Here is a 26359-nt window from a genome sequence, read left to right as displayed (position 1 = left end):
TTTAATAGATTAAACAGTTTTTCCGTATGAATAATCATTTATATTTATTGTTAATGAAAATAATTATCATTAGAATTCGCAACATTGGTTACATACCTTAACAATTTCTCCATTATTGCGTCATGATGTTTCCTGAGCAGTATTGGATAAGTTTGATACAACCTGCGATGGACGCAAAAAATGGCTCAAAAATACTCTGTAAAAAACAAAAAAGTTAAAACAGTTGCACTTGCAATTGCTTTACCCAACCTAGCTTTTGCAGCAACTGAAGATACAACAGTACAACTTCCTACTATTCAAGCTCGAGCAGAACAAAATACTGCATATTTAGCAGCAAAAACATCTTCAACTAAACGTACAGAAACCATTTTAGATACCGCTAAAACTGTTCAGGTCATCACGGAAAAAGCACTCAAAGATCAAGGCTTACTTTCACTACAACAAGCCCTTGCAACAACTCCAGGCATTAGTTTTGGTGCTGGCGAAGGTGGTGGTGGTTATGGCGATAAAATCAACCTACGGGGTTATGATGCAACCTATAACACAACTGTAGATGGCTTACGTGATGCAGCATTAACCAACCGTTCTGATTTATTCAACTATGAAGCTGTTGAAATCATCAAAGGTGCGAATTCTGTTGAAAATGGTGTAGGACAAATCAGTGGTGGTGTCAATTTAGTCTCTAAAACGCCTAAGAATCGTGACAGCAATGAAGTTACTTTAGGTTTTGGTTCAGATAGCTATAAACGCTTTACAGGTGATTTTAATAAAGTTGTAGATGAAGATTTAGCATTTCGTTTAAATGTAATGGGGCATCAAAACACCTATGCGGGTCGTGATGAAGAAATGAAACGTTGGGGAATTGCGCCATCGGTTACTTTTGGAATCAGTGATACGACTAAGGCAACTTTATCTTACTTATATCAAAAAGATGAAAATGATCCACAGTACGGCGTTCCTTATTATAATGGCAAACCTGTCAAAGGGATTTCAGATAAAAATAACTATGGCTATAGCAACTTAGATCAACAAGATATTGAAAATCAGGTTGTCACATTTAAAGTAGAAAGCGAGATCAGTCCCAACGCAAAACTGAACTCCATTACCCGTTATAGTGATATTCAACAAAAAGCGACTGTTTCTGCACCACAAGGAACATTCTGTTTAGCAGATGGTACATCACCAACAGCATTGACCAATACCAACCAAACTGGCTATAAAAATTGTAATGTAACTTCTGGTTCAACCACGATTACTGTTCCAAAGGGTTCATATTATATTTCTGGCCCACGTGGTTATTATCGTGATACCCATAATAAGCAATTTGCCAATGACACCAACATCAATGTGCAATTCAAAACTGGCGTTGTCGATCATGCTCTTGTTGCTGGGGTAGGCTTTAGTCGTGAAGACTATGCTATTACCACAGCTGGCTATTTATATAATTCAAATGGTTCATCAGCAGGCAGTTCTATTACTAACCCGCTTTACATGGATGTATACAATCCAGATAACTTTTGGCATGGTCCAACCAACTTCCGTAAAACTGGTGTTGCTGAAGGCTACTTAAATGTTTATTCAGCGTATTTGTTTGATACTTTAAAGTTTGGTGAACAATGGTTACTTAACCTTGGTGTGCGTAATGATTATACTGACGGTCAATATCGTTCGGATACTATTTCAACAACCAATGCAACTGTCACGCGTGGTCAAAACTATAAACAGTCTGATAATTTAATTTCCTATAATGCTGGTTTGACATTTAAACCAACACCAGCAACCAGTCTTTATTTATCTTATGCTAATGCTCAAAAGCCAGTACAAAATACTGCAAGTGGTGGCTGCTCTCAAACTATTACCAACAATGCAATCACAGCAAATTCTTGCAATACAGACCCTGAGAATGCAGTTGCCTATGAAGTGGGGGCAAAATGGCAAGCAAATCCTAACTTCTTAGTGTCTGCCGCAGTATTTCGCAATGAACAAGATAAAGTCCGTGTAACCAATGATATACCTGGACAACCAGATGCAAAATTAGATGGTAAAAACTATGTCCAAGGTGTTGAACTTGGTTTAGCGGGTGAAATTACGCCAAAATGGAACATCACCGCTAGTGCCGCTTATATGGAAGGAGAATATGACCAAACTAAAGTCAATGGTTCTCCGAATATTGACTTCCAAAAAGGTGACAAATTGGTCAACGTACCTAAAGTTTCAGGCAGCTTATGGACAACGTATCAATTAAATGATCAGTGGCAAGCTGGCTATGGCTTAACTTATCAAGGTGAAATGTATTTAAGTACTCGTTCAGCAACGAATAATCTTGTGCCCCAGGTCAAGTCTGAAGATTATGTGATTCACAATGCTTCTGTAACCTACAGCTACAACAAAGATTTAAGTTTCCAATTATTAGGGCAAAACTTAAGTGATGAGAAGTACTATACCCATATCCGTAACAATGGTTGGGCAATGCCTGGTGAGGGTCGCAAAGGCGTATTCAACATCAACTATAAGTTCTAAGATTTAGCCAATCTATGTTAAAATTCAGCGTCTGATTCATCAGACGCTGTTTCTTTTTTGGGGAAGAAAATCATGATTTTACATATTCCAAATTTACTCAGTCTGGATGAACTGAATCATTGTCGTCAGACACTTTCTCAAGCAGAGTGGACAGATGGAAAAGCAACAACAGGCTATCAATCTGCGCATTTAAAAAATAATTTACAACTGGCTCAAGATTCTCAACAAGCATTAGAGCTTGGACAAATCATTCAAAATGCTGCCAACGCAAATCCTTTGTTCTTTAGTGCCGCACTTCCAAAAACATTTTTACCTCCGCTGTTTAATTGTTATCAACACGGTGGAAATTTTGGGATGCATGTTGATAATGCTATCCGTCGCCATCCTCAACTCAATCAGTACTTAAGGACAGATGTGTCTTGCACTGTTTTTCTCACCAATCCCGATGAATATGATGGCGGCGAACTGGTGATCGAAGACACTTTTGGTACACAAGAAGTAAAACTTCCAGCTGGCGATGCAATTGTCTATCCTTCTACCAGTTTACATCAGGTCAACCCAGTCACTGAAGGTGCACGTATTGCCTCGTTCTTTTGGGTACAAAGCTTTGTATCATCCGATGCGCAACGACGAATTCTCTTTGACTTAGATCAAAATATTCAAAAGCTGACCATCGAGCTATCTGCTACACATGAGCAAGTGATTAGTCTTACAGGGATCTATCACAACCTTCTACGTGAATGGAGTGATTTATAAATTTTAGCTTGCAAGTCATTATTGTAATGAAAGTGTTTTGTATAAATTTGGACAATCAATAAATGAGTAAAAAAATCCAAGCACCACTCACTCAAATTCCAGCATATTTACAGACCATTGCGGATTACGAGAAACAAGCAGAACAGCATCTGCCTGAAAACACTTGGCACTATTTGCAAGGTGGGGCGATGGATGAGCAAAGTGTTCAAGAAAACTTACAACAATTTAAAAATATTCAACTGATTCCAAGACTGCTCAACGACTTGACTCAAGGCTCGACAGAATGTGAAATTTTAGGGCAAAAATTTTCTCATCCAATTTTTCTTGCACCGATTGGACATCAACAATTGTTCCACCCAGAGGGCGAAGCTGCGGCTGCACTAGCGGCCGAAGTTTTAGGAAGTAATATTGTACTGAGCACTTTCACCAATACGGATATGCGAAGTTTAAAACAAGAAAACCCTTTAAAATGGTTTCAACTGTATTGGCAAGGTGATCGTGAAAAATCATTGGCCTTAGTTCGACTCGCAGAACAACAAAATTTTAAAGCACTTGTGATTACAGTAGATTCACCGCATACAGGGATTCGTGATCGTGAACGTCGGGTGAATTTTCAATTGCCAGAAGGCATGCAACACCCCCATACACCCACCCACATTCCCCTGCCCGAAATTTCTGAGCATCAACATCCTGTATTCAACGGTTTAATGCAAATTGCACCCAAATGGGCAGATATCGAATTTATAATTGCCCATAGCCATTTGCCTGTAATTTTAAAGGGTGTGCTACATCCACTCGATGCAAAAAAAGCAGTCGAAATCGGCGTAAAAGGCTTAATCGTTTCTAATCATGGCGGACGAGTACTCAATAGCAGTATTTCCCCACTGACCGCCTTAGCAAAAATTAAGGCAGTTGTTCCTCATGATTTTCCTTTACTTTTGGATGGTGGAATCCGCCGTGGTACAGATATATTTAAAGCATTGGCTTTAGGCGCATCTGCAGTGCTGATTGGCCGTCCTGCGATCTACGGGCTCTCGGTTGCTGGTGCTTTAGGTGTCGCCCATGTGATTAAAATTTTAAAGGAAGAATTTGAAATTACCATGGCATTAATGGGAACTGCTACCGTAAAAGAAATCAATCAAGAATATATTTTTCAAGATTAAGTCATTCAAAGGAAATTTTTCTCTCAACTGATATTTTTTATGCAAATTAAGGAAATTATTTCCAAGATAATTGTTTTAGAATTAATCTCAAGTTAAACCATTTGTAAGTTATCAGTGTTTAGATTTATCTCGTGCTACCCACGTATAAGTTTATGAAAATTTACTGTGTTTTCATCTTAAAAACACTTGTAAATTGAACAGATAGACACAATCTATATTTGTAGTAAGTTGCCTTTACCCAAGAGACGAGCAACAACAACTACACAAGGAGTTCCCTCATGATGTTGGCTGATCCAAGTAAAAAATATCGTCGCATGTACCAACGTGTAGACTTGCCTGACCGTCAATGGCCAAATAACGAAATCAATAAAGCGCCAATTTGGATGAGTACCGACCTTCGTGATGGTAACCAAGCGATTTTCGAGCCAATGAACATCGAACAAAAATTCAAAATGTTCGAAATGTTGGTCAAAATTGGCTTTAAGCATATTGAAATTGGCTTTCCTTCAGCATCACAAGTTGATTTTGATTTCACCCGTAAGTTGATTGAAGAAGGTCATATTCCAGATGACGTTTATATCGAAGTCTTGGTGCAAGCGCGTGATCATTTAATTGCACGTACTTTTGAGGCTTTACAAGGTGCAAAACGTGCCATTGTGCATATCTATAACTCAAATTCACCCACTTTCCGTAAAAAAGTATTGAATGTTGATGCCAATGGTGCAAAACAATTGGCAATGAATGCGGCAAGCAAAGTAAAAGAATATGCAGCGAAACAGCCTGAAACTGAATTTATTTTTCAATACAGTCCAGAATGTTTTACAGCAACAGAATTAGAGGTTGCTAAAGATGTCTGTGATGCAGTGACTGAAATTTGGGAAGCATCACCTGACAATAAAGTCATTTTAAATTTACCTGCAACTGTTGAGGTTTCAGGTCCGCATGTCTATGCCGACCAAATCGAATGGATGCATCGTAATTTGCAACGTCGTGATGGTGTGATTATTTCAGTACATTGTCACAATGACCGTGGTTGTGGTATTGCAGCATCTGAGTTAGCGATCATGGCTGGTGCTGATCGTGTTGAAGGTTGTGTATTTGGGAATGGTGAACGTACTGGTAACGTTGACGTTGCTGCAATTGCATTAAACATGTACACACAAGGTGTAGCATGTGAGTTAGATTTCTCAAACATTAATGAGATTATTGCCACAATAGAAGAATGTACTGGCTTGCCTGTACATCCACGTCACCCATATGCTGGTGATTTGGTCTTTACCGCTTTCTCTGGTTCTCACCAAGATGCAATTAAAAAAGGCTTTGAGTTCCAAAAAGACGAAGAAATTTGGGATATGCCTTACTTACCAATCGACCCTAAAGATTTAGGTCGTGATTATGATGCCGTGATCCGTGTCAACTCACAGTCGGGTAAAGGCGGTATTGCTTACTTATTAGAGTCTAACTATAACGTGGTTTTACCTCGTCGCTTACAGATAGAATTCTCACAAATTGTTCAGCAAGTTGCAGATGAAGAAGGCGTTGAAGTTTCAGCTCAACAAATTTGGACCTTGTTTAAAGACACCTATGTTGCTGCAAAAGATGCACATTATTCAGCGAAAAACTATAGATTGTCAGATGAAAATGGTAGCCAAGTGATTGAGCTTGATGTGGTCATCAATGGTGAAACTCAGCGCTTACGTGGTGAAGGGAATGGTCCAATTTCTGCGATTTTAAATGCGCTTCAATTACCAATTGATGTCTTAAACTACGAAGAACGCAGTATCAGTTCAGGCGCACATGCAAAAGCGTTGGCATTGATCGAACTTCAAGTTCAAGGTACTGGTAAATCTGCATTCGGTGCTGGTGTGCATGACAATATTGTTACCTCTTCAATTGAAGCAATCATTGCGGCAACCAATCGTTTGATTGACCAAGGTGTTTTAAGTACTGAACAAGTGATCGCTGCTGCTGTATAAGCGATATCAGTTAAAAGACTTTAGAAAGGATGCCCCCTAGTGGTATCCTTTCTTTTATTTATTGATGTTATCAAGCAATCTCTTCAAACAGCTTTATATCTTTTAAAAATAATTTAAAGATAAAAAGATACATGGAAATTTCATCCATGATTGTTTGAGATCAGACTGGTGTTGGTGAGTAGTGAACATGCTTGGTGATGAGAAGCAAAGTTTGACAAGATCGCTCTCTGATAAAGCTTAAGCTTTTCATTTTTTCGAAAGAAGAATACGTTGCGCCTCTGCAAAGTCAAAACATTCATTGTGACGCTACTAGACATCATCACTCATCATGAAGTGAACTTTAATGATAAAAGCTATTGTGAAAACCATGGAATATCATTAATTTATTAGCCATACAGATGACTTAGATATCTCTAATATCCGTAATTTATCGACCTTCTAAAATTTTAAGGTGAACATTTCCAGTGTCTTTTCCAGCTGATTCAGTGGGGCTCGTTACTCCACAAAAGTTTGAATTTGAAGAACCGTTAGAGCTTGAGTGTGGTCGAGTATTGCCACGCTATGAAATCATGGTGGAAACCTATGGTGAGCTCAATGCAGATAAATCAAATGGAATTTTGATTTGCCATGCACTTTCCGGACATCATCATGCGGCTGGCTATCACCATGAAGACGATAAAAAAACAGGCTGGTGGGATGCATGTATTGGGCCGGGTAAAGCCATTGATACCTCGAAGTTTTTCGTGGTCGCACTCAACAATATCGGAGGTTGTAGTGGCTCAACGGGACCCACTTCACCTAACCCTGAAAATGAAAATCGCCCATACGGTCCCGACTTTCCATTAGTGACTGTACGTGATTGGGTTAAAACCCAAGCCCTCCTCTCTGATCGCTTAGGGATAGATGTTTGGTATTCAATCATTGGTGGTTCTTTAGGTGGCATGCAGGCTTTACAATGGTCTGTGGACTATCCTGACCGTTTACAAAAATGTGTCATCATTGCCAGCGCACCAAAGCTTTCCGCACAAAATATTGCATTTAACGAAGTGGCACGTCAGTCTATTTTATCTGATCCAGATTTTCACAATGGCCGTTATTTAGAACTCGATAGTTATCCAAAACGTGGCTTAATTTTGGCACGTATGGTGGGTCATATTACCTACCTCTCTGAAGAAGCCATGAAACAAAAATTTGGCCGTGATTTAAAATCAGGCAAGTTTATGTATGGTTTCGATGTTGAGTTCCAAGTTGAAAGCTATCTGCGTTATCAAGGCGAACAATTCAGCCGTAACTTTGATGCCAATACTTATCTGATCATGACCAAAGCCCTGGATTATTTCGATCCATCACGTGAATATGAACAGTCACTGACGAAAGCCCTATCTAATACCAAATGCCGCTTTTTAGTGGTGTCATTTACAACAGACTGGCGTTTTAGCCCAGAACGTTCGCAAGAGATTGTCAACGCCTTGATTACCAATCAAAAGCCTGTGAGTTATTTGGATATTGATGCTGAACAGGGTCATGACTCATTCCTATTCCCTATCCCCTTGTACGTCAAATCCTTACGTGCATTTTTAGGCGGTATTGAACACCTTAATTCAACACCTAAGGAGGCTTTGTAATGCGTATTGACCAACAACTTGCAGAAAAATGGATCAATGCTGGTGCAAGTGTGCTCGATTTAGGTTGTGGTGATGGCGAATTATTGTCACAAATGAGCAAAAAACAGCAAATTCATGCTTACGGGCTAGAAATCGATCAAGAAAAGATTGCAATTGCCGTCAGCAAAGGGTTAAATATTATACAACAAGACTTAAACCTCGGTTTGGGACGCTTTGCCGACCAGTCTTTTGACTATGTGGTTATGGCACAAGCTTTGCAAGCTGTAGATGCACCTGATGTGCTTCTGCGCGATATGGTGCGTGTGGGGAAACAAGCAATTATTACGTTTCCTAACTTTGCGTATTGGAAAACACGGTCTTTCCTTGCACTGAAAGGCAAGATGCCTGTTTCTGATGCCTTACCGTATATGTGGTACAATACACCTAATATCCACTTATGCACCTTTCGTGATTTTGAAGCATTATGTGCTGAAAATCAGATTCAAATTATTGATCGACTCGCTGTAAATGGGAACCAACAAGGTAGCTTTTTAAGTAAAGCCATACCGAATTTGTTCGGCGAAGTCGCTATTTATCGAGTGAGCGCTCTATGAAGAAATTATTATTAGGCAGTACGTTATTTTTTGGGCTAGTGAGTATTCAAGCCCATGCGGACTATGTACCGCAGCAACAACAATCTGTATCAGCAATGGCAGCACAATATGCACATATGAATGTGACAGATTTACAAAAAGCAGCCAAAGCTGGCCAACCTGCTGCACAATTTTATTTAGCAACACATTTCCAGGCTGGTACTGGCGGTGTATCTAAAGACCTTAAACAAGCATTTACATGGTTTAAAGCTGCGGCTGACCAAGGTATTTCTGCGGCTCAGTTGAATGTTGGTCGTATGTATGCTGATGGTTTAGGCGTTTCTAAAAGCGAAACATCTGCGCGTCAATACTTTGAAAAAGCAGCAAGCCACGGCGATAACCGTGCAAGCTTTAATCTTGCGGTGATGGAAGAGCAAAAGAAAAACTACATGGGCGCTTATCAGTGGTATGAGCTTTCTACACGTGATGGTATGTTAGACAATAAAGTAATTAACATGTCGCAAACCAAGAAAACTGCTTTGGCTGCTAACTTAACTCAAGACCAAATTCGTACTGCAACACAACGTGCAGATCAGTGGATTCAAGCTCAATAATTTGATTCTCATCGATCATAAAAGCACCTTCGGGTGCTTTTTTACTGCTATCCATTTAATAAGTATTTCAGCTGAGATTGTTGACAATGCAAGACCTATTCAAACAATTAATTCAATATGAATGCGGGTTGCATCATCGTGATCGTCAAAATTTTCAAATACTTGATCAACGGTTGCATCCAGATTTTAAAGAAATTACCAAATCAGGGTGGGTTGTGCATAAAGCCCAAATGATTGAAGCACTTTTAAATGATACAGATAGCGACATCATTCAAGCACAGGATTTTCAAGTTCAGTCATTATCTGATCATAGCGTTTTACTGACCTATCAAAGCCATCAAATCAATGTGGCAACTCAAGCTCAATACAATGTGGCTTTACGCAGTTCAATTTGGGTTATGAATGTTCACGGTATATGGCAAATGATTTTCCATCAAGGCACCACTTGTGCTTTTGAGAAGTAAATCGAGTTCTTCTATGTATGGAAAAATATGCAAAAGAAAAAATATTATGCTTCACGCAAACAAATGATTCCTTTGGCGATTTTTGCTGGAATTTTGGCCTGCCCCTTTTGGGCTGCGACCGTGCTTTTGATCTTGGAAATGTTTGAATGGAAGAATGGCTTAAAAAGTCTCTTTTCGCTATTTCTTGTTACGCTATTGGGTCTCATTGCTTATTTTTTCAGTCATAAAGCTATTCAGATGTTTAGCAATCAACGTCCTATTTTAACCCTCTCCCAAGACATGATTAGAAGCATTGATTTTAAAGGTCGAGTGATAATTAAAAAACACATTAAAATACCAGAGATCTATGAAGTTGAGCTCAAAAAAACCTTACTCGATCGGCAGTATTATTTACTTTTTATCATGAAAGATAACAGCAAACAGAAACTCAATGTTGGTCTAGGTTTTATGAAAAATGAGGATGTTCTCGATTTAAAACAACAGTTAGACAAACGCATTAGCGCAAAAGCAAAACATATCCAGTAAAGCGTAAAGGACGAGAGAATTTAGCCGCATTTTATGACACAGATTAAGTTAAAATAACTCAATTTTAAATTTTGAGTCTGCATCATGTCATCAAAAGATTGGTTATCACAAGGAACACTGGTACTCGCAAGCAATAACAAAGGCAAAATTGCTGAATTTGAAAAATTGTTTGCTGAATTGGCTTTACCTGTTGAAGTTATTCCTCAAGGTCAACTGAATATCGAAGACGCGATTGAAGATGGCTTAAGCTTTATTGAAAATGCAATTATCAAAGCACGTCATGCAAGCCGTATTTCAGGGAAACCTGCGATTGCAGATGATTCTGGGATTTGCGTTCCCGTATTAGGTGGAGCACCTGGAATTTACTCTGCACGTTATGCAGGTGAACATGGCGATGATGCAGCCAATAATACAAAATTGCTGGAAAACCTTAAGCCTTTACGCCAAGACGATCAAGCGATTGAAGCAATGTTCGTATGTGTATTGGCATTGGTTGAACATGCAGATGACCCTTTACCACAAATCTACCAAGGGATCTGGCAAGGTGAAGTACTAGAGCAAGCTCGAGGTGAAAATGGCTTCGGTTATGACCCACTGTTCTGGTTACCTGAGCTAAATATTTCAAGCGCAGAAATGAGTAAAGCAGAAAAGAACAAAATTAGCCATCGTGGTCAGGCAATGCAATTGTTTAAAGCAAGCTTGAAATAAGCAGTTAAAACCAGCCGTTTAAAATCATACGATTTTGTTAGATTCCTCCTCGCCTTTGAGCAAAGGAGGAATACAATGAGTCTCGCTAAAGCTTATCTAAAACGAAGCAAAATAAACCGATAAAACTATAAAAAATGAATCAACACACCATATAGGACGCATACCACACAACTGACTATTGTTCCCGAAGCAATATATTTTGCTGAAACCCCAGTACCTTGATAGTGGGTTTCCAATGCGACAATATTGGCAGCTGGCGGTAAACAAAACAGTAAAAACATCACCCCAATATATTGATGGATCTGTGGAACAGGCAAAAAGAAATAAGCCAGACTGCACAATACAACACCACAAACTAACTTTAATATTGCAAGCTTAGTACTGGACAATAAATCCTCGATATGGACTTTGGTTTTTCTTAACCACATTCCCAATACACACATACCGGTAAAACTCATACTCCATTTAGCCAGAGTATAAATCCAATTAATCCAATCATTTGTCTGAAACTGTTGCACATCAAAGCAACGTAAAAGCCCGGCAATGATCAAGGCAATCACAGGTGGCGATTGCAGTACTTTTTTGATAAGCAATCGTTTGGATAGTGGAGCTGAGCTCACCGAAGTCACAGCCCAAGAGTTTCCAAAAATTGAAACCCCAATATAGAGCGGTATCATCAGCATACTATTGTCTGGGCCAAATATAGCCAAAGCAATTGGAAAGCCGAGCCATGCCATATTGGTATAGCTAAAACACAAAGAAGCTAAACGATCTTTAGACAGCGTGAGATAAATAAAGAAAAGCGTAAAGCATGAGAAAAAAGCAAATAAGATTAAAGCAATACTGCCCGATTTATAAAATACCATATTGTAAATAATCACAATCGGGATAAATAAGCGAGCCAGCAGCAAAGACATAAATGATTTTAAGTTTACTGAAAATTTGCTATTCGCCAGTATCAGCCCACAGATAAATGATAAAACTGGAAATAACAAAGCCACAATACAACACCTTATTCTCAAATCATGAACATACTAGCATTTTCCAAATATAGATGACGTTGAACATATCAAAATAATTTATAAATATTGTCTGTCTTTAAATTGAAATATTAGTGTCACTTTTTTGTCATGGATAACTGTTGTTATAGCTGTTAATAAATAGGAGTTAAAACTATGGCTGGATTATCGATTTGGCATGTACTTATTTTTGCAATCGTTGTGATTCTACTATTTGGTACATCAAAGCTAAAAAACTTAGGTAAAGATGTTGGTGGTGCCGTAAAAGATTTTAAGAAATCGATTAAAGAAGAAGAGGCAACAACTGCTTCACTGACTGAAACGCGTACACTAGAACATCAAACTAGCAATACTGATGTGAACTCTACAGTAAAACACTAATCGGTGAGGCGTAGATCATGTTAGATGTTGGATTTTCAGAACTGTTAGTGTTTGGGATCATTGCTCTCTTGGTATTGGGACCAGATAAACTTCCTGAAGCTGCGCGTTTTGCTGCCAAATGGTATAGCAAATTTAAACGTGCAATTAGTAGTGTCCAAAATGACATCGACCGTGAATTACGTCTTTCTGAATTTAGAGAACAAATGCAACAAGAGATGCAAAAAATTCAAGAACTTGAACAAAAAATGCAGGCTCAGATGCAGGAGTTACAACAACAAAAGATTGCTGTAGAACAAGAAAGTCATCTCGCAATAACAGACAATAAAAAAATTCATACGACTTATCATAAACTTGATATTACGGTTCCCACTATTTATATGTCAAAGACTTGGTTAGATAAACAAAACTGTACTGTAACTCGACCACAAATTGTTCTTGTTAAAGAAGTACCGCAATTGAAGGTGGCTGTATGAGCGACTCATTAGCACCACAAGTACATGATGCCTCGTCTACCGAGACGCCGCCTTTAGATGCGATGCCGATTACTCAACACTTGATGGTGTTACGTAAGCATTTATTTAAAATTGTTGGCGCGCTCATCACTATATTTTTTTGTTTATTGCCATTTGCCAATAAGACCTATATTGCGCTATCAGAACCACTCAGAAAACAATTACCTGCAACCTCAACCATGATTGCAACTGATGTTACAGCAACCTTCATGGCGCCGTTTAAGTTAAACTTCTTTATTGCGCTGATGTTGGCGATGCCCTTTATCATCTATCAACTTTGGGCGTTTATTAAACCAGCATTATACGAAAAAGAAAAAAATCTAGCATTTCCATTGTTGTTTGGCAGTATTGTGCTGTTTTATTCAGGGATTGCTTTTGCTTATTTTATTGCATTGCCATCCATCCTACATTTCTTTATCAGTGTTTCACCAGAAACCGTCGCGCCAATGACCGATATCAATAGTTATTTAAGCTTCTGCCTAAAATTATTCTTGGTCTTTGGCGTAACCTTTGAAATTCCGATCATTACTTTAGTGTTAATTTTAGTTGGCTTGGTCACCACTCAAACATTGGCTGAAAAGCGCCGCTTTATCGTGGTGGGATGTTTCTTCGTATCTATGTTTATTACCCCTCCAGATGCGATTTCAATGATCATGCTCGCAATTCCAATGTGGATGCTATTTGAGCTGGGTTTATTGCTGGGTAAAGTGATTGAAAAACGTAAAACTGTAGATGCTTAAGGATCAAAATAAAAAAGCTTTTAATATTTAAATGACTTCTTTTGAGGTCATTTTTTATTTTTAAGCGTGTTAAAATTTTTTAAAAACAAGTCTATGGCTTAATCTTCAGCCCTTTTATTCAAATACATTAGATCTATTGCACAAGTCGAAAAATGATCATATTGAGTGAATTATATTGTGATTAAAAGTTCCTTTTCCCCTCGGGAGAAGCTTAGGATGAGGGGAATTTTATATTGATCTATGCTTTTAATAAGCGTTTATAAAAGAAGTCTATTATTAAAATCTCTTTATGAAACATCTCTATTAAAAAAACAACTGCAAGTTAATCCTGTTAATTCAATTCACCAAGCACATACCATGCTCAATCAGTCATACCTCAATGTTTATAGAAATTAAACAGCACAGTAATTATCTAAATACAAATATGACAATCCTATTACTTTCTTAAAATAAGATTAAATTTAACCAATATTAAATATAAGAGTAAGAGATCTTACACATTTGTTCTGTATGTTTTTAAGCTGAATCAAAATCACATTTAATCAAGACTTAAAGCCAAAGGGAATCGTATGACAGACCTCACGCCATATCATGAAAATCAAGAGTTAGATAACAATACTTCGAATAACACACATTTCCGTGACATTTTAGAACAACGGATTTCTCGTCGTAGTTTAATTACAAAAACAGCAAGTGGTGCAGCTGCTCTCGCTTTAGCATCGAGCCTAGTCGGCTGTAATGACGACGATGACAATAATTCAACACCAACCACGACTGTTAAAAAACCTGAAAAATTCACCTTTAACCCTGTTGCAAAAAACCTCAATGACATCGTCACTGTTCCTACTGGTTATGAAGCAAATGTGCTTTATGCTTTAGGGGATCCATTAACGCAAACGATCCCTGACTGGGATGATAACAATGTTCCTTCAGGGGTCAGCTTTACAGCGCGTTCAGGCGATTGTCATGATGGTATGAGCTATTTTGGCTTAAATTCCAATAGCTCTAAATATGATGCGAAAGTCTCAAACCGTGGCTTATTGGTCATGAACCATGAATACATTAATCAAACCTTCTTACATCCTAAAGGTGCAACAAAAGTAAATGGCCGTCGCCCAGAAGATGAAGTGATTCGTGAAGTCAATGCACACGGTGTTTCCATCATTGAATTAAAGAAAGATGCAACTACACAAAAAGTAGAGATTGTAAAAAGCTCTCCATTTAATCGCCGTATTACAGCGTCAACGGTCATGGACTTTGCAGGTACAGTTGCGGGTTCAGACTTGGTGAAAACCAAATACTCAAGCTCAGCAAAGCAAACACGTGGCACACATAATAACTGTGGTAATGGTTATACACCTTGGGGGACTTACCTCACCACAGAAGAAAACTTTATTGGATACTTTGTGCGTAATAAAGGTGACGATGCAAAACGTAGTGCGGCTGAAATCATCGCACTGAATCGCTATGGTTTAAAAGATGGTGCCAGCTCACGTTATGGCTGGGAAACTGCGATTGGGGCAATCGAAAGCCAAGATTTATATGACCGCTGGAACTCTTCAATTACCGCTGACTCAGCAGACAAAGATTATCGCAACGGCGCAAATACCTTTGGTTGGATTGTTGAAATCGATCCATTCGATAGTCGTTCAAACCCAGTTAAACGAACATCTTTAGGTCGCTTTGCACATGAAGACTGTCGCTCAAGCCGTTTAATCGAAGGGGAAAATCTGGCCTTCTATATGGGCGATGACTCACGTGGCGAATATATCTACAAATTTGTATCTGATGCGAAGTGGGATGCAAAAGATGTCAATGGTGGCTATCGCGCAGGCGATAAATATATGAACAGTGGCAAGCTATATGTTGCGCAATTCAATAATGATGGTACAGGTAAATGGATTGAATTGGCATATGGTAAAAACGGTTTAAATGATAGCAATACCGTCTATCCTTTTAAATCTCAAGCCGATGTCACTACTTTTGCACGTTTAGCTGGTGATTCGGTCAAAGCCACCAAAATGGATCGTCCAGAATGGGTTGCGGTGAACCCTGAGAATGGTGAAGTCTATGTCACCCTAACCAATAACTCGAACCGTGGTACAGCACATACATTAGACGCCGCAAATCCACGAAACTATAGCGACCCAGAAGGCGGTAAAGGCAATGTAAATGGTCACATTATCCGCTTCCATGAAAAAGATAATAAAACCACAGCTGAAAGCTTTACTTGGGATATCTACCTCTTTGGTGCCGAAGCAAAAATGGCCAGTAACATCAACTTATCTGGGTTAAATGATAACAATGATTTATCTTCGCCAGATGGTATGTGGTTCGACCCACGTGGTGTCCTTTGGATTCAAACCGATGATGGTGCTTATACAGATACCACCAACTGTATGATGCTTGCTGCACTGCCTGGTAAAGTCGGTGATGGTGCAAAAGCAATAACATCTGCTGGGCAAGAAACGATCGTGGGTAAACAAGTCACTGATGAAAACCTGCGTCGCTTCCTAACAGGTCCAAAACAATGTGAAATCACAGGTGTCACCATGACACCCGACTACAAAGCCATTTTTATCAATGTTCAGCATCCAGGTGAAGACTCACCTAGCTTTGACAAGCCATCAAGTAACTGGCCTGCCTCACAAAGAGATCCAAGCAATAAGACCGCTCGCCCGCGCTCTGCAACGGTCGTCATTACACGTAAAGATGGCGGTGTAATTGCTGGCTAATCAACTAAATTTATTGTTTTAAAGCCATAGTGATGAAAGTTGCTATGGCTTTTTATTTTTCAATAGCGCGCTTAATCTCGACTAACTCGCCCATATGTTCACCTTGTTGCGTTTTTTCGACCCAATCAATCTGAGTGTGACTTATGGTTAAGAAGTTGGAACAGCGTGTCCCATAAATTGGACTTTGAATAAATGTTGAAGACAACAACGCTTCCATCTCAGGATTAATTCCAGTATTGGGCAGTAAATCAGGAATAATTTTTCGTTCATCTTCTAAAATATCCCAAACAGCGAATTGTAGATCTTGTTCAGGGATAGCAGGAACTTGCAGCATGGGTAAAAATTCTTGGGTAAAGCGTTGACGTAAATGCTTGGTTTTTTCCCAATCGTCTGACATCAAGCCATTTGAAACGACAAATACACCTTGGGATAACACTTGTGGAGCTTCACCACGATTACTCATATAAACAGCTTGCTGTCGATCACCCACAAATAAGTTAAAACCCGCATAATCTCTTTGCTGCTTTTCCAATGCTTGTGCAAAACGAATTGGTGTTTGATCTGACGCTAAAAAGGCTTGAATCAAATAGCCACGCGTAGTGGGATAAGTTTGTTTATCAGCACCATCACGATAATTGGTAATCACTGCCCAACGTCCCTGCGGTGTGACCCCCATCCATGTCCCGCCTGATTGCAAATCTTGCCCTGCAATAATCGGACTGTTCGACCATGACTGTAATTGAGTGCTTGGACGATGGTAGAATTCGTCACGATTTGAAATTAAACAAACAGGTAAATCATCCAAAACTTGCCAAGCCAATGCCACAATACACATAAAATACATTCCATGAAGTTTACACATTGAATGTACAACATTTTTAATATGTTTCAGCTAAAATCTGTGCAAAATAGAAAATCAAGGATTGGGAATGCTTACCTACCCGAATATTGACCCAGTTGCAATATCACTGGGTCCACTCAACGTCCATTGGTATGGGCTGATGTATCTCTTGGCATTTTTATGTGCTTGGGGCCTTGCCACTTATCGCGCCAAACAACGTGCTGACTGGAACTCTGAAATGGTTTCAGATCTGGTGTTCTATGGCGCACTTGGGGTTGTACTCGGTGGTCGTGTTGGTTATGTCTTATTTTACGAGTTTGGCAAATTTTTAGCAGATCCTATCTGGCTATTTAAAGTCTGGACTGGTGGTATGAGTTTCCACGGGGGCTTCCTTGGCGTAATGATCGCCATGCTTTTGTGGTGTCATAAATATAAGAAAACTTGGTTTGAAACACTGGACTTCATTGCACCCTGTGTACCGACGGGCTTGATGTTTGGTCGAATTGGTAACTTCATTGGTGGTGAATTATATGGTCGTCAAGTTTCTGACCCTAACTTTGCGCTAGGTATGATCTTCCCGACTGATCCACTACATTTGGTTCGTCATCCATCTCAGCTCTATCAAGCGCTGTGTGAAGGACTGCTGCTGTTCCTTATTCTATGGTTCTATAGTGCTAAACCACGCCCACGTTATGCTGTATCTGCAATTTTTCTAATGGGTTATGGCTGTGCTCGATTCTTTATGGAATTCTTCCGTGAACCTGATGCAGATCAAGGTTATATCCTGTTTGGCTGGATGACCAAAGGTCAAATCCTCTCATTCCCAATGATTCTGATTGGATTGTGGTTAATTTGGTACGCTTACCAAAAGAAAATTTTTGACTGGGGTCCACAAAAAAATACTTAAGCCTTATGGGCTAAGTTTAAAAAGGTGAAGCTAAGCTTCACCTTTTTTATGCTAAATTATCATTATTCAATTTAAACGAAATCACTATGCTTGAATTTTGGTTTGATCCTAAAGTCTCGGTTGCAAAGAAGCTCATTTTCCTTATTTTATTGGCACTGGTCACTATTGGACTATATTGGTACCAGCCTCTAACCCCTGATAATATTTTACTTTTTGCAGGTACAGGTATTATTTTTCTGATTTGTCGTTACTGTAAGGTTCATTTTGCAGCCCAACGTCCAACAGGATTTCTTTATCGTTTATTGACCTGGATTCCACTGGCTTTAGTTTTGGCATTGGTTTTTAAAAATATGAACAATGGTGAAATTTTAATCCCAGGCGCTCAAGGTATTGGTTTTATGGCCCTAGCGGTTTGTATTTTTTCACCACTCTCGCTACTCAATAAAAATTCATCTGAACAAGCGTCTAAATAATGTTAGATTTTTGGTATTCAGCGCGCTGTAGCCGTGAAATGAAAGTGATCATCTCAATCTTAACCTGTGTGATAATTTATTATTGCGCCACGATTGAGAAGTTAAGTCCAACGTTTACCGTGATATGTTTAGCAATTGGAGTCTCTACGCATTTATTAAGAATGCTAGGGCTAAAAATTGCTCAACATAATGTCTATGCTCAAGGTTTTAAAATTTTATTTTCAATCTACCCATTGCTTGCACTTATGCTTTTAATGGCTTTTTTACCCGCACAACATAAAATATTGACCTCGATTCAAGCCATTGGCTTTGCTGCATTGGGTCTATTTATCATGTCAATTTATCAAAATCGCGCAAAACGTTTTGACTAAAGGTGTTGTAGTAAAAAAGCATAGTAATAAAAAAGGAAGCCTTTCATTCCAAAAGCTTCCTTTTTTATCTTTTAATCCGTAATGGATTAAATGCTTTTGACTGTATAACTAAGCAGCTAAACGATAATATTCATAGGTTACATTTGGGTCTTTATACACATCGTAACTACGTTGTCTAAAATCAGAAACCCATTGAGAACCTGTAAATCCAGCAATATGGCCATAACGATGGCGACTGGTACTGTTGATGATATAAATATCACCTTCTTGAGGATTATCAAAGTCAGGACGAATTTGCTTATAACCAATCTCAGTTAAAGTCGAACCCCAATCTGAAGCCGCAACAGGATGATCAGAAAAACGTGCTCCAGCTGATTCAAGCGCTATACGCACATATCTTGCACAACGATGTGCAGTAGTACTACGTGACATACTGACAAGTTTTTCAGTAAATTTACTAATATCGATTAAGCTTTCTTTCTTAAATGCTTCAGTTTGATTTTTAAAAGTTTCAAATGCTTTATTTTTTAAGTATTCATCTGGTCGAAAATTATTATTTTGATTTTCCGATCGAATCTGAATATGAACCGTGGGATTCACGTATTCATTCATATTAACATTGTGGTCGTAAATCATGCATTGTCCTCAAACTGCCCTTTTGAATTGATTCAAACCACCTTGTTTAAACCAATAACAACTTTTCACAAGCCATGAATAGTAATCAGCAATTCTTAAAATGTAGACTTAAAACATGTAAAAAAATATGTAAGTGTTAATAAATCTCATTTGTAACACCTCAAGCTACTGAAACTGCTGACATTACACAATTCATCATCTGGGTTTGTTTGTTTAAAAATTAATCAACAAAAGTTTACTCGGCCGTATCATTAAAATATTTTCTTAATCTAATCAACACATTAAACTGTCAATTCAGTCACACTTTTGTTTTATGAATTCAGAAAAATCGTATGCCAAAGAAAGATTTTTTCAATAAAAAGCTGACGTTATCAACATCAGCTTTTTAGAAATTATGCCGTCGGTGCTTAATAACAATCCCAGTTATACACCACTTTAGAGAAATCTCTTTTTTCAAGATCATCCGGATGAATAAAGAAGTTCCCTACGCCTGAGTCGCCCCACATGATCTCAATACCTTCAGCTTCACCTGTATCAATCTGCAACAGCAAAATATAATCTTGAATAGATTCATTGTATTCACGCGGGTCCGTTTGAGTAAAAAATGGATATCCCCCTAAACGATGACCGCTTGCGGAAAAAACTTCACTGTACTCATCCCAGCACTCTTCCTCATCTTCTCTTTCATAAGGGTCTGTGACTTTTTGAGCAAAATCAAAGTTGTTCATATCAATATAGCTTTCAGCCTTCTCAAACTGAATCGCAGACTGTCCTGCGATAGGACTATAAATATCGTCCTCAGCAAAACTTGGAAAATCGCTTTGTAAAAGTGCAAGATCTTGTTCAATCTTGTCATAAAAAACCACGCGAAAGCCATCTTGCTTTTTTTGATCATCAAAATTGAGACCATATAAATCATCATGCGGATTGATAAAAAACTGTAAAATTCCAGATTTTGGATAATGTTGATTTTCTGGCACTTCTGCAAAATTGATCTGCGCCAATAATTGTAGGTCATCCCCCTCCGTGCTCTGCGGATATTGCTTACCTACAGGTAAATAAGGATTTCCACCCACTTTGCTTTGCCAAATCTGTAAATCTTCAGTCGGCACTAATGATATTTCTATACTGTCTTTTTTTGTCGCAATAATTTGCGTTTTATATGGCTGTAAACATGCTGGGAGCTCATTCAAATTTATACTCATTTTCAAATACTCTTAGTTTTAGCTGTTAGATGGATGCAAAACAGAAAATAATCTAGCTTAAAAAGAAACTCAGATTAGTATAAACTCTGAAGCTATTCAGAAACATTACGAATGGGTAATCATGCGACATAATCTGTCATTTATGTCGTATAGACGCCCCAAATTGGACACTATATGAAAGCGTATTTAGACCTTCTACAACATATCCTAGACGATGGCGGTGACAAAGGTGATCGTACTGGTACAGGTACTCGTTCTGTATTTGGTCATCAAATGCGTTTTGACTTGTCAAAAGGGTTTCCGCTACTGACCACTAAAAAAGTTCATTTCCGCTCAATTGTGATTGAACTGCTGTGGTTCCTAAAAGGCGACACCAATGTTCAATACCTAAAAGACAATAAAGTTTCGATTTGGGATGAATGGTCTACCGCTGAGCAGACTGCCCGTTTTGGACGCCCTGAAGGGGAATTGGGCCCAGTCTATGGTCATCAATGGCGTAACTTTGGCGCAACGCAAAAAGACAATGGTTTGTTTGAAAATGATGGTTTTGACCAAATCAGCTGGTTGGTCAATGAAATCAAGACCAATCCAAATTCACGTCGTTTGATTGTGTCTGGCTGGAACCCAAATGAAGCAGGTAAAGTTGCCTTACCGCCATGCCACACTTTATTCCAATTTTTTGTGCAGGATGGAAAGTTGTCTTGCCAACTTTATCAACGTAGTGCAGATGTTTTCTTAGGGGTGCCATTTAATATTGCCAGCTATGCTCTACTGACTCATATGGTTGCTCAAGTTTGTGGTTTAGGCGTAGGTGATTTTGTCTGGACTGGCGGTGATACACATTTATATGTTAACCATTTTGAACAAGCAAAACTTCAGTTAACACGTGAGCCCTTACCACTGTGCCAACTCAAGTTAAATCCTGAAATTAAGGATATTTTTGACTTTAAATTTGAAGATATTGAAATTACAGGTTATGAGTCACATCCTGCAATTAAAGCACCTGTAGCTGTTTAAATATTTTAATTCAGTCTTTCCTTATTCCCTCCTTGCAATAGGAGGGAAAATTTTCCAATGGATAATAAGCGAATTCATTATGACATTTAAAAACTTTGAAATTGTGCATGTCGTTGCAATGGATCAACAACGCTGCATTGGTAAAGCGAACGATCTTCCATGGCATATTTCAGCAGACCTTAAGCACTTCAAAGAAATCACCCAAGGTGGTGTTGTGGTGATGGGACGTAAAACGCTTGAATCGATGGGACGTGCATTACCTAAACGTGTCAATTGGGTAATTACCCGTGATCAGGATTGGAGCTTTGCTGGGGTTAAAACGGCCCATAGTATAGATGCTGCTTTGGAGCAAGCGATTCCTGATGTATTGGCATCAGAAAAACCTGCCAGTATCTTTATCATTGGTGGTGGTGAAATTTTTAAACAAACTATGCACATTGCCGATCGTTTAGAGCTCACCCACATTGAGCTCGATGTACAAGGTGATGCGTATTATCCAGAAATTCCAGCGGAATTTAAAAAAGTTGCGAGCGAGTCACATGTTGATGACAAAACAGCTATTGCTTTTGAGTTTGCAACATACCGAAAATAGCACTGAACTTTATGAATAAAAATAGTGGCTTATGGATAGCTTAAAAACAAGATCAATACTGCATGCACTTGGAATGGGGATAATCCATTCCTTGTTTAGCTTATTTGTCATATTGAGCAGCCTGTGGTTTTGTTTCGCGATTTGGATTCAGCACCCCTTAGGAAAAGTTTTCAGTTATATCATCATCCCTATTTGGATTATTTTTGCACTGAGTATTCTTGGAATCTATTTTACTAAAAATATATTTAGCCGAAAAACTGACAGTCTGATCTATATCATCGCCTTTATTGTCAGCTTAATCTGGTACTTTAATATTCCTGCGCAGCAAGATCGTCAATGGAGTCCAGAAGTTTCCAGAATTTTTACTTACGAGCAACAAGGTAATCTTGTCACGATTCATAATGTCCGCAACTTTAATTGGTACTCTCCTGATCAATATGACGAACGCTGGGAAACCAGAAGCTACAACTTAGATGAGATTACAGGCGTCAATATCATCACCTCTTATTGGATGGGACCACAGATTGCCCATACCTTGGTTAGCTTTGATTTTTTAAATCAGCGCCCACTCGTTTTTTCTATTGAAATTCGGAAAGAAAAAAATGAAAACTTTTCTGCAATTGGTGGGTTTTTTAGACAGTTTGAGCTAAGCCTAATCGCTGCAGATGAAAAAGATATTGTTTATACACGAAGTAATATTCGAGGTGAGCAGGTTTATTTTTTCCCGATTCAATTACCGAAAGCAGAAACAAAAGCATTATTTGAAGAGTATCTTTTGAAATCTTCCGCTTTAGCAGAACATCCAAAGTGGTACAACACCCTAACCAGTAACTGTACAACTTTGGTTTTTGATATGGTTCAGGCGATTTCCCCTGAAAAATTACCAACAGATTATCGTTTATTGGCTTCAGGTTATTTACCCAATTATCTTTATGATTTGGGTGCATTAAATCATCAATGGTCAATCAAAGAATGGTATAAAAAAGCACATATTAATCCAAGAACGGCTGAATATGCTCAGTTTAAATATCAAAATAGCGACAACTTTTCTAAAGTGATTCGTTTTGGTTTACCTGATGAACATGCTCAATAATGTATAGCTTTAGTCAGCTCGTCTTTATGGTTTAACTCAATTTTGTTTATATAATCATTAAAATTAGGAGAATACGCATGTTTAAATCCATACTCGTAACCACATTCATCACAGCAACGCTCTTGTTTTCTGGATGTGCATCTACACCAAGTGCCGATCAGCAAAGCCAAAATTTAAGTTTGTTGCAAAACAAAAATTGGACACTTACGCATATTGGTGCAACAGAATATAAAGCAACGCCAAATGCTCACAACATACCAAGTATTCAATTTGGTTCAGATTTACGGGTAAGTGGTGCAGATGGTTGTAATCGTATTATGGGGGCATACGCGATCAAAGGACAGCACTTAACCTTAGGGCAACTCGGCTCTACTCGCATGTATTGTCAGGACACTATGAAACTTGCGGCTGACTATACTGAAGCACTCAATAAGGTGAAAGGTTATCAAGTCTATGACAAAACGTTAAAGTTAGTCGATCAATATGGGAATCGTGTTTTGCAATTTACAACGCCATAACATCACCGAATCACTTATTTATATACACAGTTTAAAAGCTTAAAACTTTAGGCTTTTAAACACCTCCAATTATAAAATCTAATACCAACAATGAAATTGAATAAAAATTTTTAACTCAATCAATGAAAGACAATAATTTTACTACACACGCTGTCTTATCAATGGGATTAGAATAACAACAACTTAAAATTTGGATATTTCTATGAAAGTTATTGGCCTTATCTTGATCTCATGTCTACTTCTATCTGCATGTAGTTCAATGAATGTAAGACCTACGGTTGGGGTAAGTATGGGAACATCTGTTAAATAAAAAACAGCGCCGAAGCGCTGTTTTCCCTATTAATTCAGGCTATTAACCACATTAATTAATGGTTTCGTTATTGTTCCATTCGGTGTTGTTACTGTTATACGAATCTCATCGCCTGCAGCACATTTCAGACTACGGACACTGTAAGTGACTATCTTATTATCTTTCTGAGGGAACGTGCCTGGTAATAGTAAATCCATAATACCTGGAACAGTAAGCGCCCCACCAACAACTTCTGCCTCACAAGCCAAATTATTATCTGTATTATCTTTTGCAGTAGCTGAAATTGTTGTACCTGAAGGCATTGGAACTGTTTTTAAACCATTACCATACATTTGAAAAGTAAATATTCCAGGTAAAGCTTGGGTCATTGAGCTATTCACTCCACTCAGAGCTACAAATGTAGGGGTTTCACTTGAGAAAGCAAAACGTAATTGCTTACGTAATACAGCATCTAGTTGATTATTACACGTACCCTCGATATTTGGCTGAGCGATTGTAGACGGAATACATGTTGCACCAGATGCACCACGGACATATTTAAATTCACCTTCATCTTTTTGATTATTCTCATTATCATCTAAAAAGAAATCACCAATATTTTGTGTTAATTTATCAATGCCAATCGTATACATATTATCATTATCTACATCCACATACTCTTTATCGCCTTCAACAAAAGCTAAAACACTCACTCGACTATCAAGTGGACGCGGATTTTGAGTAGTCAAATTAACAGAACAAACACCATTCGTTGTTGCACAATTTGGAGTAATACTTCCACCTTCCGAAATAAAACTAATTACTGTTCCATTTGGTACAGGGTTACCTACACGATCAGCCATCCGTGCCGTAATTGTTGAAATATCACCATCGCCATCACCAGCTAATGCTACTTTGCTTACAGATAAACTCAAACCATTCTGTGTTACACGACCAGAAGCAACTGCTACTTCTTTTGACAACACAAAAATATTTGTATTACTTGCTAATGTAGCTTTAATTTCTACTGGTCCAGGTAAATTACCTGGATAAAGATTTACATTCACTTTACCTGATGCATCACTTTTCACTGTTTTTGGAATTCGATTACCATCAGTAACAAAACTTAAATCACTTGGAGCTTTCGTTAACTCTATGTTGACATCTTGGTTCGCTGCAGGCGTACCGTTTGCATAAACAGTAAACTCAATTCTTCCTGAAGAAGCTGAACCACTGTTTCTAGTGACTAAGTTTACTTTACCCACAGTTGTATAAACTAAAGAATTGGCTGCAATTGCTGCAATTTGTATATCAACAGACTTAGAAACAGAAACATTACTGCCTGTTGCGATAATCTTTTGTCCGCCTTCACACAACTTACCATTTATATCTATTGCTTTATATGTAACAGCAACATCACCTTGATTTGATGAAACAACAGCGTTGTTATCAAAAGTACCGCAACTTGTACTAAAATTCACAGTGATGTTGTTTTGATTATTTTTGGTCACTGAATCTTGTGTTTTAAGCGTTATGATCGTTGAACCACCAGAATCAAGTGAGGTGTTTGCAGCAACCATGTTTTCAAAGGTTATATTTGCAGCTTGTAGGGAATAATTATAAGGCGTTGTTGTTGCAATTGAATCTTTATGACTCACTGTTGCCGTCAACTGATAACTACCAGTGTCTGTACTATTTTCAGGCTTAACTGAAATACTTGCTTCTCCATCGGCATTGGTTAAAACAGCACCATTTGAAGTACCAAATACCACTCCTGTACCTTGAAAAGTAACTAATGCCCCACTAATTCCTTTTCCACTGGCATCAGTAACTTTTACTTTTGCTGTAGCGCCAGAAACTGTTATTGTGTTTGTAGCTACAGAATCTGCATTCAACAAAGTAATTGGACTAATATTTACAGCTTCAACTGTAGTTCCACCATTACCATTGTCTGTTCCGTTATTATTTTTATCATAATAACCTCCACCTCCCCCACCACAACTTGCTAACAAAATAGAAATTGCAATAGCACTTAACTTTCCAGTAAGTTTTCTAGTATCCATAATTTTACTCAACCTAAGAATCCCCAAAAATTGTTGTAGATTAT

The 26359-nt window shown here is 38.3% G+C and carries 26 protein-coding genes; 21 read left to right on the top strand and 5 right to left on the bottom strand.

Going from position 1 to position 26359, the window contains the following annotated elements; genetic code table 11:
• Positions 1-180: 180 nt before the first annotated feature.
• The 10 genes from AC07U8_RS02905 (at position 181) to rdgB (ending at position 10923) form a co-directional block, all read left to right on the top strand.
• The gene (locus tag AC07U8_RS02905) at positions 181-2520 is read left to right on the top strand and encodes a TonB-dependent receptor (protein WP_494737284.1); all 2340 of its coding nucleotides are present in this window, start codon (positions 181-183) and stop codon (positions 2518-2520) included.
• Positions 2521-2592: 72 nt separating this feature from the next.
• Entirely contained in the window at positions 2593-3276 is a 684-nt protein-coding gene (locus AC07U8_RS02900; RefSeq protein WP_209826917.1) for a Fe2+-dependent dioxygenase, read from the top strand.
• A gap of 62 nt (positions 3277-3338) precedes the next feature.
• Complete coding sequence (locus tag AC07U8_RS02895) at positions 3339-4439, top strand: alpha-hydroxy acid oxidase (RefSeq protein ID WP_494737283.1); 1101 nt, start codon at positions 3339-3341, stop codon at positions 4437-4439.
• Positions 4440-4717: 278 nt separating this feature from the next.
• Positions 4718-6415 (top strand): 2-isopropylmalate synthase, encoded by a 1698-nt coding sequence (gene leuA, locus AC07U8_RS02890; protein ID WP_004726520.1) that lies wholly within the window; start codon positions 4718-4720, stop codon positions 6413-6415.
• Between the two features lie 464 nt (positions 6416-6879).
• Positions 6880-8040: a homoserine O-succinyltransferase MetX gene (gene metX, locus AC07U8_RS02885; protein WP_004726519.1), complete on the top strand. Its 1161-nt coding sequence runs from the start codon at positions 6880-6882 to the stop codon at positions 8038-8040.
• Positions 8040-8633: a methionine biosynthesis protein MetW gene (gene metW, locus AC07U8_RS02880; RefSeq protein ID WP_004726517.1), complete on the top strand. Its 594-nt coding sequence runs from the start codon at positions 8040-8042 to the stop codon at positions 8631-8633. The genes metX and metW overlap by 1 nt, the downstream gene beginning before the upstream one ends.
• Complete coding sequence (locus AC07U8_RS02875) at positions 8630-9226, top strand: tetratricopeptide repeat protein (RefSeq protein ID WP_004726515.1); 597 nt, start codon at positions 8630-8632, stop codon at positions 9224-9226. The genes metW and AC07U8_RS02875 overlap by 4 nt, the downstream gene beginning before the upstream one ends.
• Positions 9227-9312: 86 nt before the next feature.
• Positions 9313-9690 carry a nuclear transport factor 2 family protein gene (locus AC07U8_RS02870; protein WP_494737282.1) on the top strand — a complete coding sequence of 126 codons (378 nt, stop codon included), beginning with the start codon at positions 9313-9315 and terminating at the stop codon, positions 9688-9690.
• 27 nt (positions 9691-9717) lie between these two features.
• Positions 9718-10215, top strand: a complete 498-nt coding sequence (locus AC07U8_RS02865) for a hypothetical protein (protein WP_494737281.1) — start codon at positions 9718-9720, stop codon at positions 10213-10215.
• Between the two features lie 84 nt (positions 10216-10299).
• Entirely contained in the window at positions 10300-10923 is a 624-nt protein-coding gene (rdgB, locus tag AC07U8_RS02860; protein WP_004818883.1) for an RdgB/HAM1 family non-canonical purine NTP pyrophosphatase, read from the top strand.
• Between the two features lie 125 nt (positions 10924-11048).
• Here rdgB and AC07U8_RS02855 read toward each other — a convergent pair whose 3' ends face one another.
• Complete coding sequence (locus AC07U8_RS02855) at positions 11049-11924, bottom strand: AEC family transporter (RefSeq protein WP_494737280.1); 876 nt, start codon at positions 11922-11924, stop codon at positions 11049-11051.
• A 174-nt stretch (positions 11925-12098) separates the two neighbouring features.
• Here AC07U8_RS02855 and tatA point away from each other — a divergent pair, with 174 nt between their 5' ends.
• The 4 genes from tatA to AC07U8_RS02835 all read left to right on the top strand — a co-directional run bounded on the left by tatA (position 12099) and on the right by AC07U8_RS02835 (position 16310).
• Entirely contained in the window at positions 12099-12323 is a 225-nt protein-coding gene (gene tatA, locus AC07U8_RS02850) for a Sec-independent protein translocase subunit TatA (RefSeq protein ID WP_004726505.1), read from the top strand.
• 17 nt (positions 12324-12340) lie between these two features.
• Positions 12341-12796 carry a Sec-independent protein translocase protein TatB gene (gene tatB / locus AC07U8_RS02845; protein WP_239046497.1) on the top strand — a complete coding sequence of 152 codons (456 nt, stop codon included), beginning with the start codon at positions 12341-12343 and terminating at the stop codon, positions 12794-12796.
• Complete coding sequence (gene tatC / locus AC07U8_RS02840; protein ID WP_239046498.1) at positions 12793-13575, top strand: twin-arginine translocase subunit TatC; 783 nt, start codon at positions 12793-12795, stop codon at positions 13573-13575. The genes tatB and tatC overlap by 4 nt, the downstream gene beginning before the upstream one ends.
• Before the next feature lie 569 nt (positions 13576-14144).
• Positions 14145-16310, top strand: coding sequence for a PhoX family protein (locus AC07U8_RS02835; protein ID WP_494737279.1), 2166 nt, complete (start codon positions 14145-14147; stop codon positions 16308-16310).
• Between the two features lie 52 nt (positions 16311-16362).
• On the opposite strand, the gene AC07U8_RS02830 is transcribed toward AC07U8_RS02835, so the two are convergent.
• A complete protein-coding gene (locus AC07U8_RS02830; RefSeq protein ID WP_494737278.1) occupies positions 16363-17145 on the bottom strand; it encodes an NRDE family protein in 783 nt (260 codons plus the stop codon).
• A gap of 94 nt (positions 17146-17239) precedes the next feature.
• Here AC07U8_RS02830 and lgt point away from each other — a divergent pair, with 94 nt between their 5' ends.
• The 3 genes from lgt (at position 17240) to AC07U8_RS02815 (ending at position 18902) form a co-directional block, all read left to right on the top strand.
• Entirely contained in the window at positions 17240-18058 is an 819-nt protein-coding gene (lgt, locus tag AC07U8_RS02825; RefSeq protein ID WP_034609684.1) for a prolipoprotein diacylglyceryl transferase, read from the top strand.
• Positions 18059-18144: 86 nt separating this feature from the next.
• Positions 18145-18531: a hypothetical protein gene (locus AC07U8_RS02820; RefSeq protein WP_034609682.1), complete on the top strand. Its 387-nt coding sequence runs from the start codon at positions 18145-18147 to the stop codon at positions 18529-18531.
• Positions 18531-18902 (top strand): hypothetical protein, encoded by a 372-nt coding sequence (locus AC07U8_RS02815; protein ID WP_096732952.1) that lies wholly within the window; start codon positions 18531-18533, stop codon positions 18900-18902. The genes AC07U8_RS02820 and AC07U8_RS02815 overlap by 1 nt, the downstream gene beginning before the upstream one ends.
• A 108-nt stretch (positions 18903-19010) precedes the next feature.
• On the opposite strand, the gene AC07U8_RS02810 is transcribed toward AC07U8_RS02815, so the two are convergent.
• Positions 19011-19538, bottom strand: coding sequence for a hypothetical protein (locus AC07U8_RS02810; protein ID WP_004726489.1), 528 nt, complete (start codon positions 19536-19538; stop codon positions 19011-19013).
• 407 nt (positions 19539-19945) lie between these two features.
• Entirely contained in the window at positions 19946-20743 is a 798-nt protein-coding gene (locus AC07U8_RS02805) for a YwqG family protein (RefSeq protein ID WP_494737277.1), read from the bottom strand.
• Between the two features lie 174 nt (positions 20744-20917).
• Between AC07U8_RS02805 and thyA the strand changes: the two genes are divergently transcribed.
• The 4 genes from thyA (at position 20918) to AC07U8_RS02785 (ending at position 23963) form a co-directional block, all read left to right on the top strand.
• A complete protein-coding gene (thyA, locus tag AC07U8_RS02800; protein WP_151801587.1) occupies positions 20918-21760 on the top strand; it encodes a thymidylate synthase in 843 nt (280 codons plus the stop codon).
• 79 nt (positions 21761-21839) lie between these two features.
• The gene (locus AC07U8_RS02795) at positions 21840-22352 is read left to right on the top strand and encodes a dihydrofolate reductase (RefSeq protein WP_154130104.1); all 513 of its coding nucleotides are present in this window, start codon (positions 21840-21842) and stop codon (positions 22350-22352) included.
• A gap of 31 nt (positions 22353-22383) precedes the next feature.
• Complete coding sequence (locus AC07U8_RS02790; protein ID WP_494737276.1) at positions 22384-23445, top strand: Lnb N-terminal periplasmic domain-containing protein; 1062 nt, start codon at positions 22384-22386, stop codon at positions 23443-23445.
• Between the two features lie 77 nt (positions 23446-23522).
• Complete coding sequence (locus AC07U8_RS02785; protein ID WP_494737275.1) at positions 23523-23963, top strand: META domain-containing protein; 441 nt, start codon at positions 23523-23525, stop codon at positions 23961-23963.
• 339 nt (positions 23964-24302) lie between these two features.
• Here the strand turns inward: AC07U8_RS02785 and AC07U8_RS02780 are convergent, their stop codons facing one another.
• Complete coding sequence (locus AC07U8_RS02780) at positions 24303-26315, bottom strand: Ig-like domain-containing protein (RefSeq protein WP_096732941.1); 2013 nt, start codon at positions 26313-26315, stop codon at positions 24303-24305.
• Positions 26316-26359 lie beyond the last annotated feature (44 nt).

The organism is Acinetobacter sp. GW821-FHT01E09 (assembly GCF_059422385.1).
The sequence above is the reverse complement of the archived record's forward strand: the minus strand, read 5'-3'. Positions and strand labels throughout refer to the sequence as shown.

Bases quoted from the DNA above. Each gene is read 5' to 3' on its own strand.
- AC07U8_RS02905 (WP_494737284.1), top strand. From the start codon at position 181: ATGGCTCAAAAATACTCTGTAAAAAACAAAAAAGTTAAAACAGTTGCA.
- AC07U8_RS02900 (WP_209826917.1), top strand. From the start codon at position 2,593: ATGATTTTACATATTCCAAATTTACTCAGTCTGGATGAACTGAATCAT.
- AC07U8_RS02895 (WP_494737283.1), top strand. From the start codon at position 3,339: ATGAGTAAAAAAATCCAAGCACCACTCACTCAAATTCCAGCATATTTA.
- leuA (WP_004726520.1), top strand. From the start codon at position 4,718: ATGATGTTGGCTGATCCAAGTAAAAAATATCGTCGCATGTACCAACGT.
- metW (WP_004726517.1), top strand. From the start codon at position 8,040: ATGCGTATTGACCAACAACTTGCAGAAAAATGGATCAATGCTGGTGCA.
- AC07U8_RS02875 (WP_004726515.1), top strand. From the start codon at position 8,630: ATGAAGAAATTATTATTAGGCAGTACGTTATTTTTTGGGCTAGTGAGT.
- AC07U8_RS02870 (WP_494737282.1), top strand. From the start codon at position 9,313: ATGCAAGACCTATTCAAACAATTAATTCAATATGAATGCGGGTTGCAT.
- AC07U8_RS02865 (WP_494737281.1), top strand. From the start codon at position 9,718: ATGCAAAAGAAAAAATATTATGCTTCACGCAAACAAATGATTCCTTTG.
- rdgB (WP_004818883.1), top strand. From the start codon at position 10,300: ATGTCATCAAAAGATTGGTTATCACAAGGAACACTGGTACTCGCAAGC.
- tatA (WP_004726505.1), top strand. From the start codon at position 12,099: ATGGCTGGATTATCGATTTGGCATGTACTTATTTTTGCAATCGTTGTG.
- tatB (WP_239046497.1), top strand. From the start codon at position 12,341: ATGTTAGATGTTGGATTTTCAGAACTGTTAGTGTTTGGGATCATTGCT.
- tatC (WP_239046498.1), top strand. From the start codon at position 12,793: ATGAGCGACTCATTAGCACCACAAGTACATGATGCCTCGTCTACCGAG.
- AC07U8_RS02835 (WP_494737279.1), top strand. From the start codon at position 14,145: ATGACAGACCTCACGCCATATCATGAAAATCAAGAGTTAGATAACAAT.
- AC07U8_RS02830 (WP_494737278.1), bottom strand. From the start codon at position 17,145: ATGTGTATTGTGGCATTGGCTTGGCAAGTTTTGGATGATTTACCTGTT.
- lgt (WP_034609684.1), top strand. From the start codon at position 17,240: ATGCTTACCTACCCGAATATTGACCCAGTTGCAATATCACTGGGTCCA.
- AC07U8_RS02820 (WP_034609682.1), top strand. From the start codon at position 18,145: ATGCTTGAATTTTGGTTTGATCCTAAAGTCTCGGTTGCAAAGAAGCTC.
- AC07U8_RS02815 (WP_096732952.1), top strand. From the start codon at position 18,531: ATGTTAGATTTTTGGTATTCAGCGCGCTGTAGCCGTGAAATGAAAGTG.
- AC07U8_RS02810 (WP_004726489.1), bottom strand. From the start codon at position 19,538: ATGATTTACGACCACAATGTTAATATGAATGAATACGTGAATCCCACG.
- AC07U8_RS02805 (WP_494737277.1), bottom strand. From the start codon at position 20,743: ATGAGTATAAATTTGAATGAGCTCCCAGCATGTTTACAGCCATATAAA.
- thyA (WP_151801587.1), top strand. From the start codon at position 20,918: ATGAAAGCGTATTTAGACCTTCTACAACATATCCTAGACGATGGCGGT.
- AC07U8_RS02795 (WP_154130104.1), top strand. From the start codon at position 21,840: ATGACATTTAAAAACTTTGAAATTGTGCATGTCGTTGCAATGGATCAA.
- AC07U8_RS02790 (WP_494737276.1), top strand. From the start codon at position 22,384: ATGGATAGCTTAAAAACAAGATCAATACTGCATGCACTTGGAATGGGG.
- AC07U8_RS02785 (WP_494737275.1), top strand. From the start codon at position 23,523: ATGTTTAAATCCATACTCGTAACCACATTCATCACAGCAACGCTCTTG.
- AC07U8_RS02780 (WP_096732941.1), bottom strand. From the start codon at position 26,315: ATGGATACTAGAAAACTTACTGGAAAGTTAAGTGCTATTGCAATTTCT.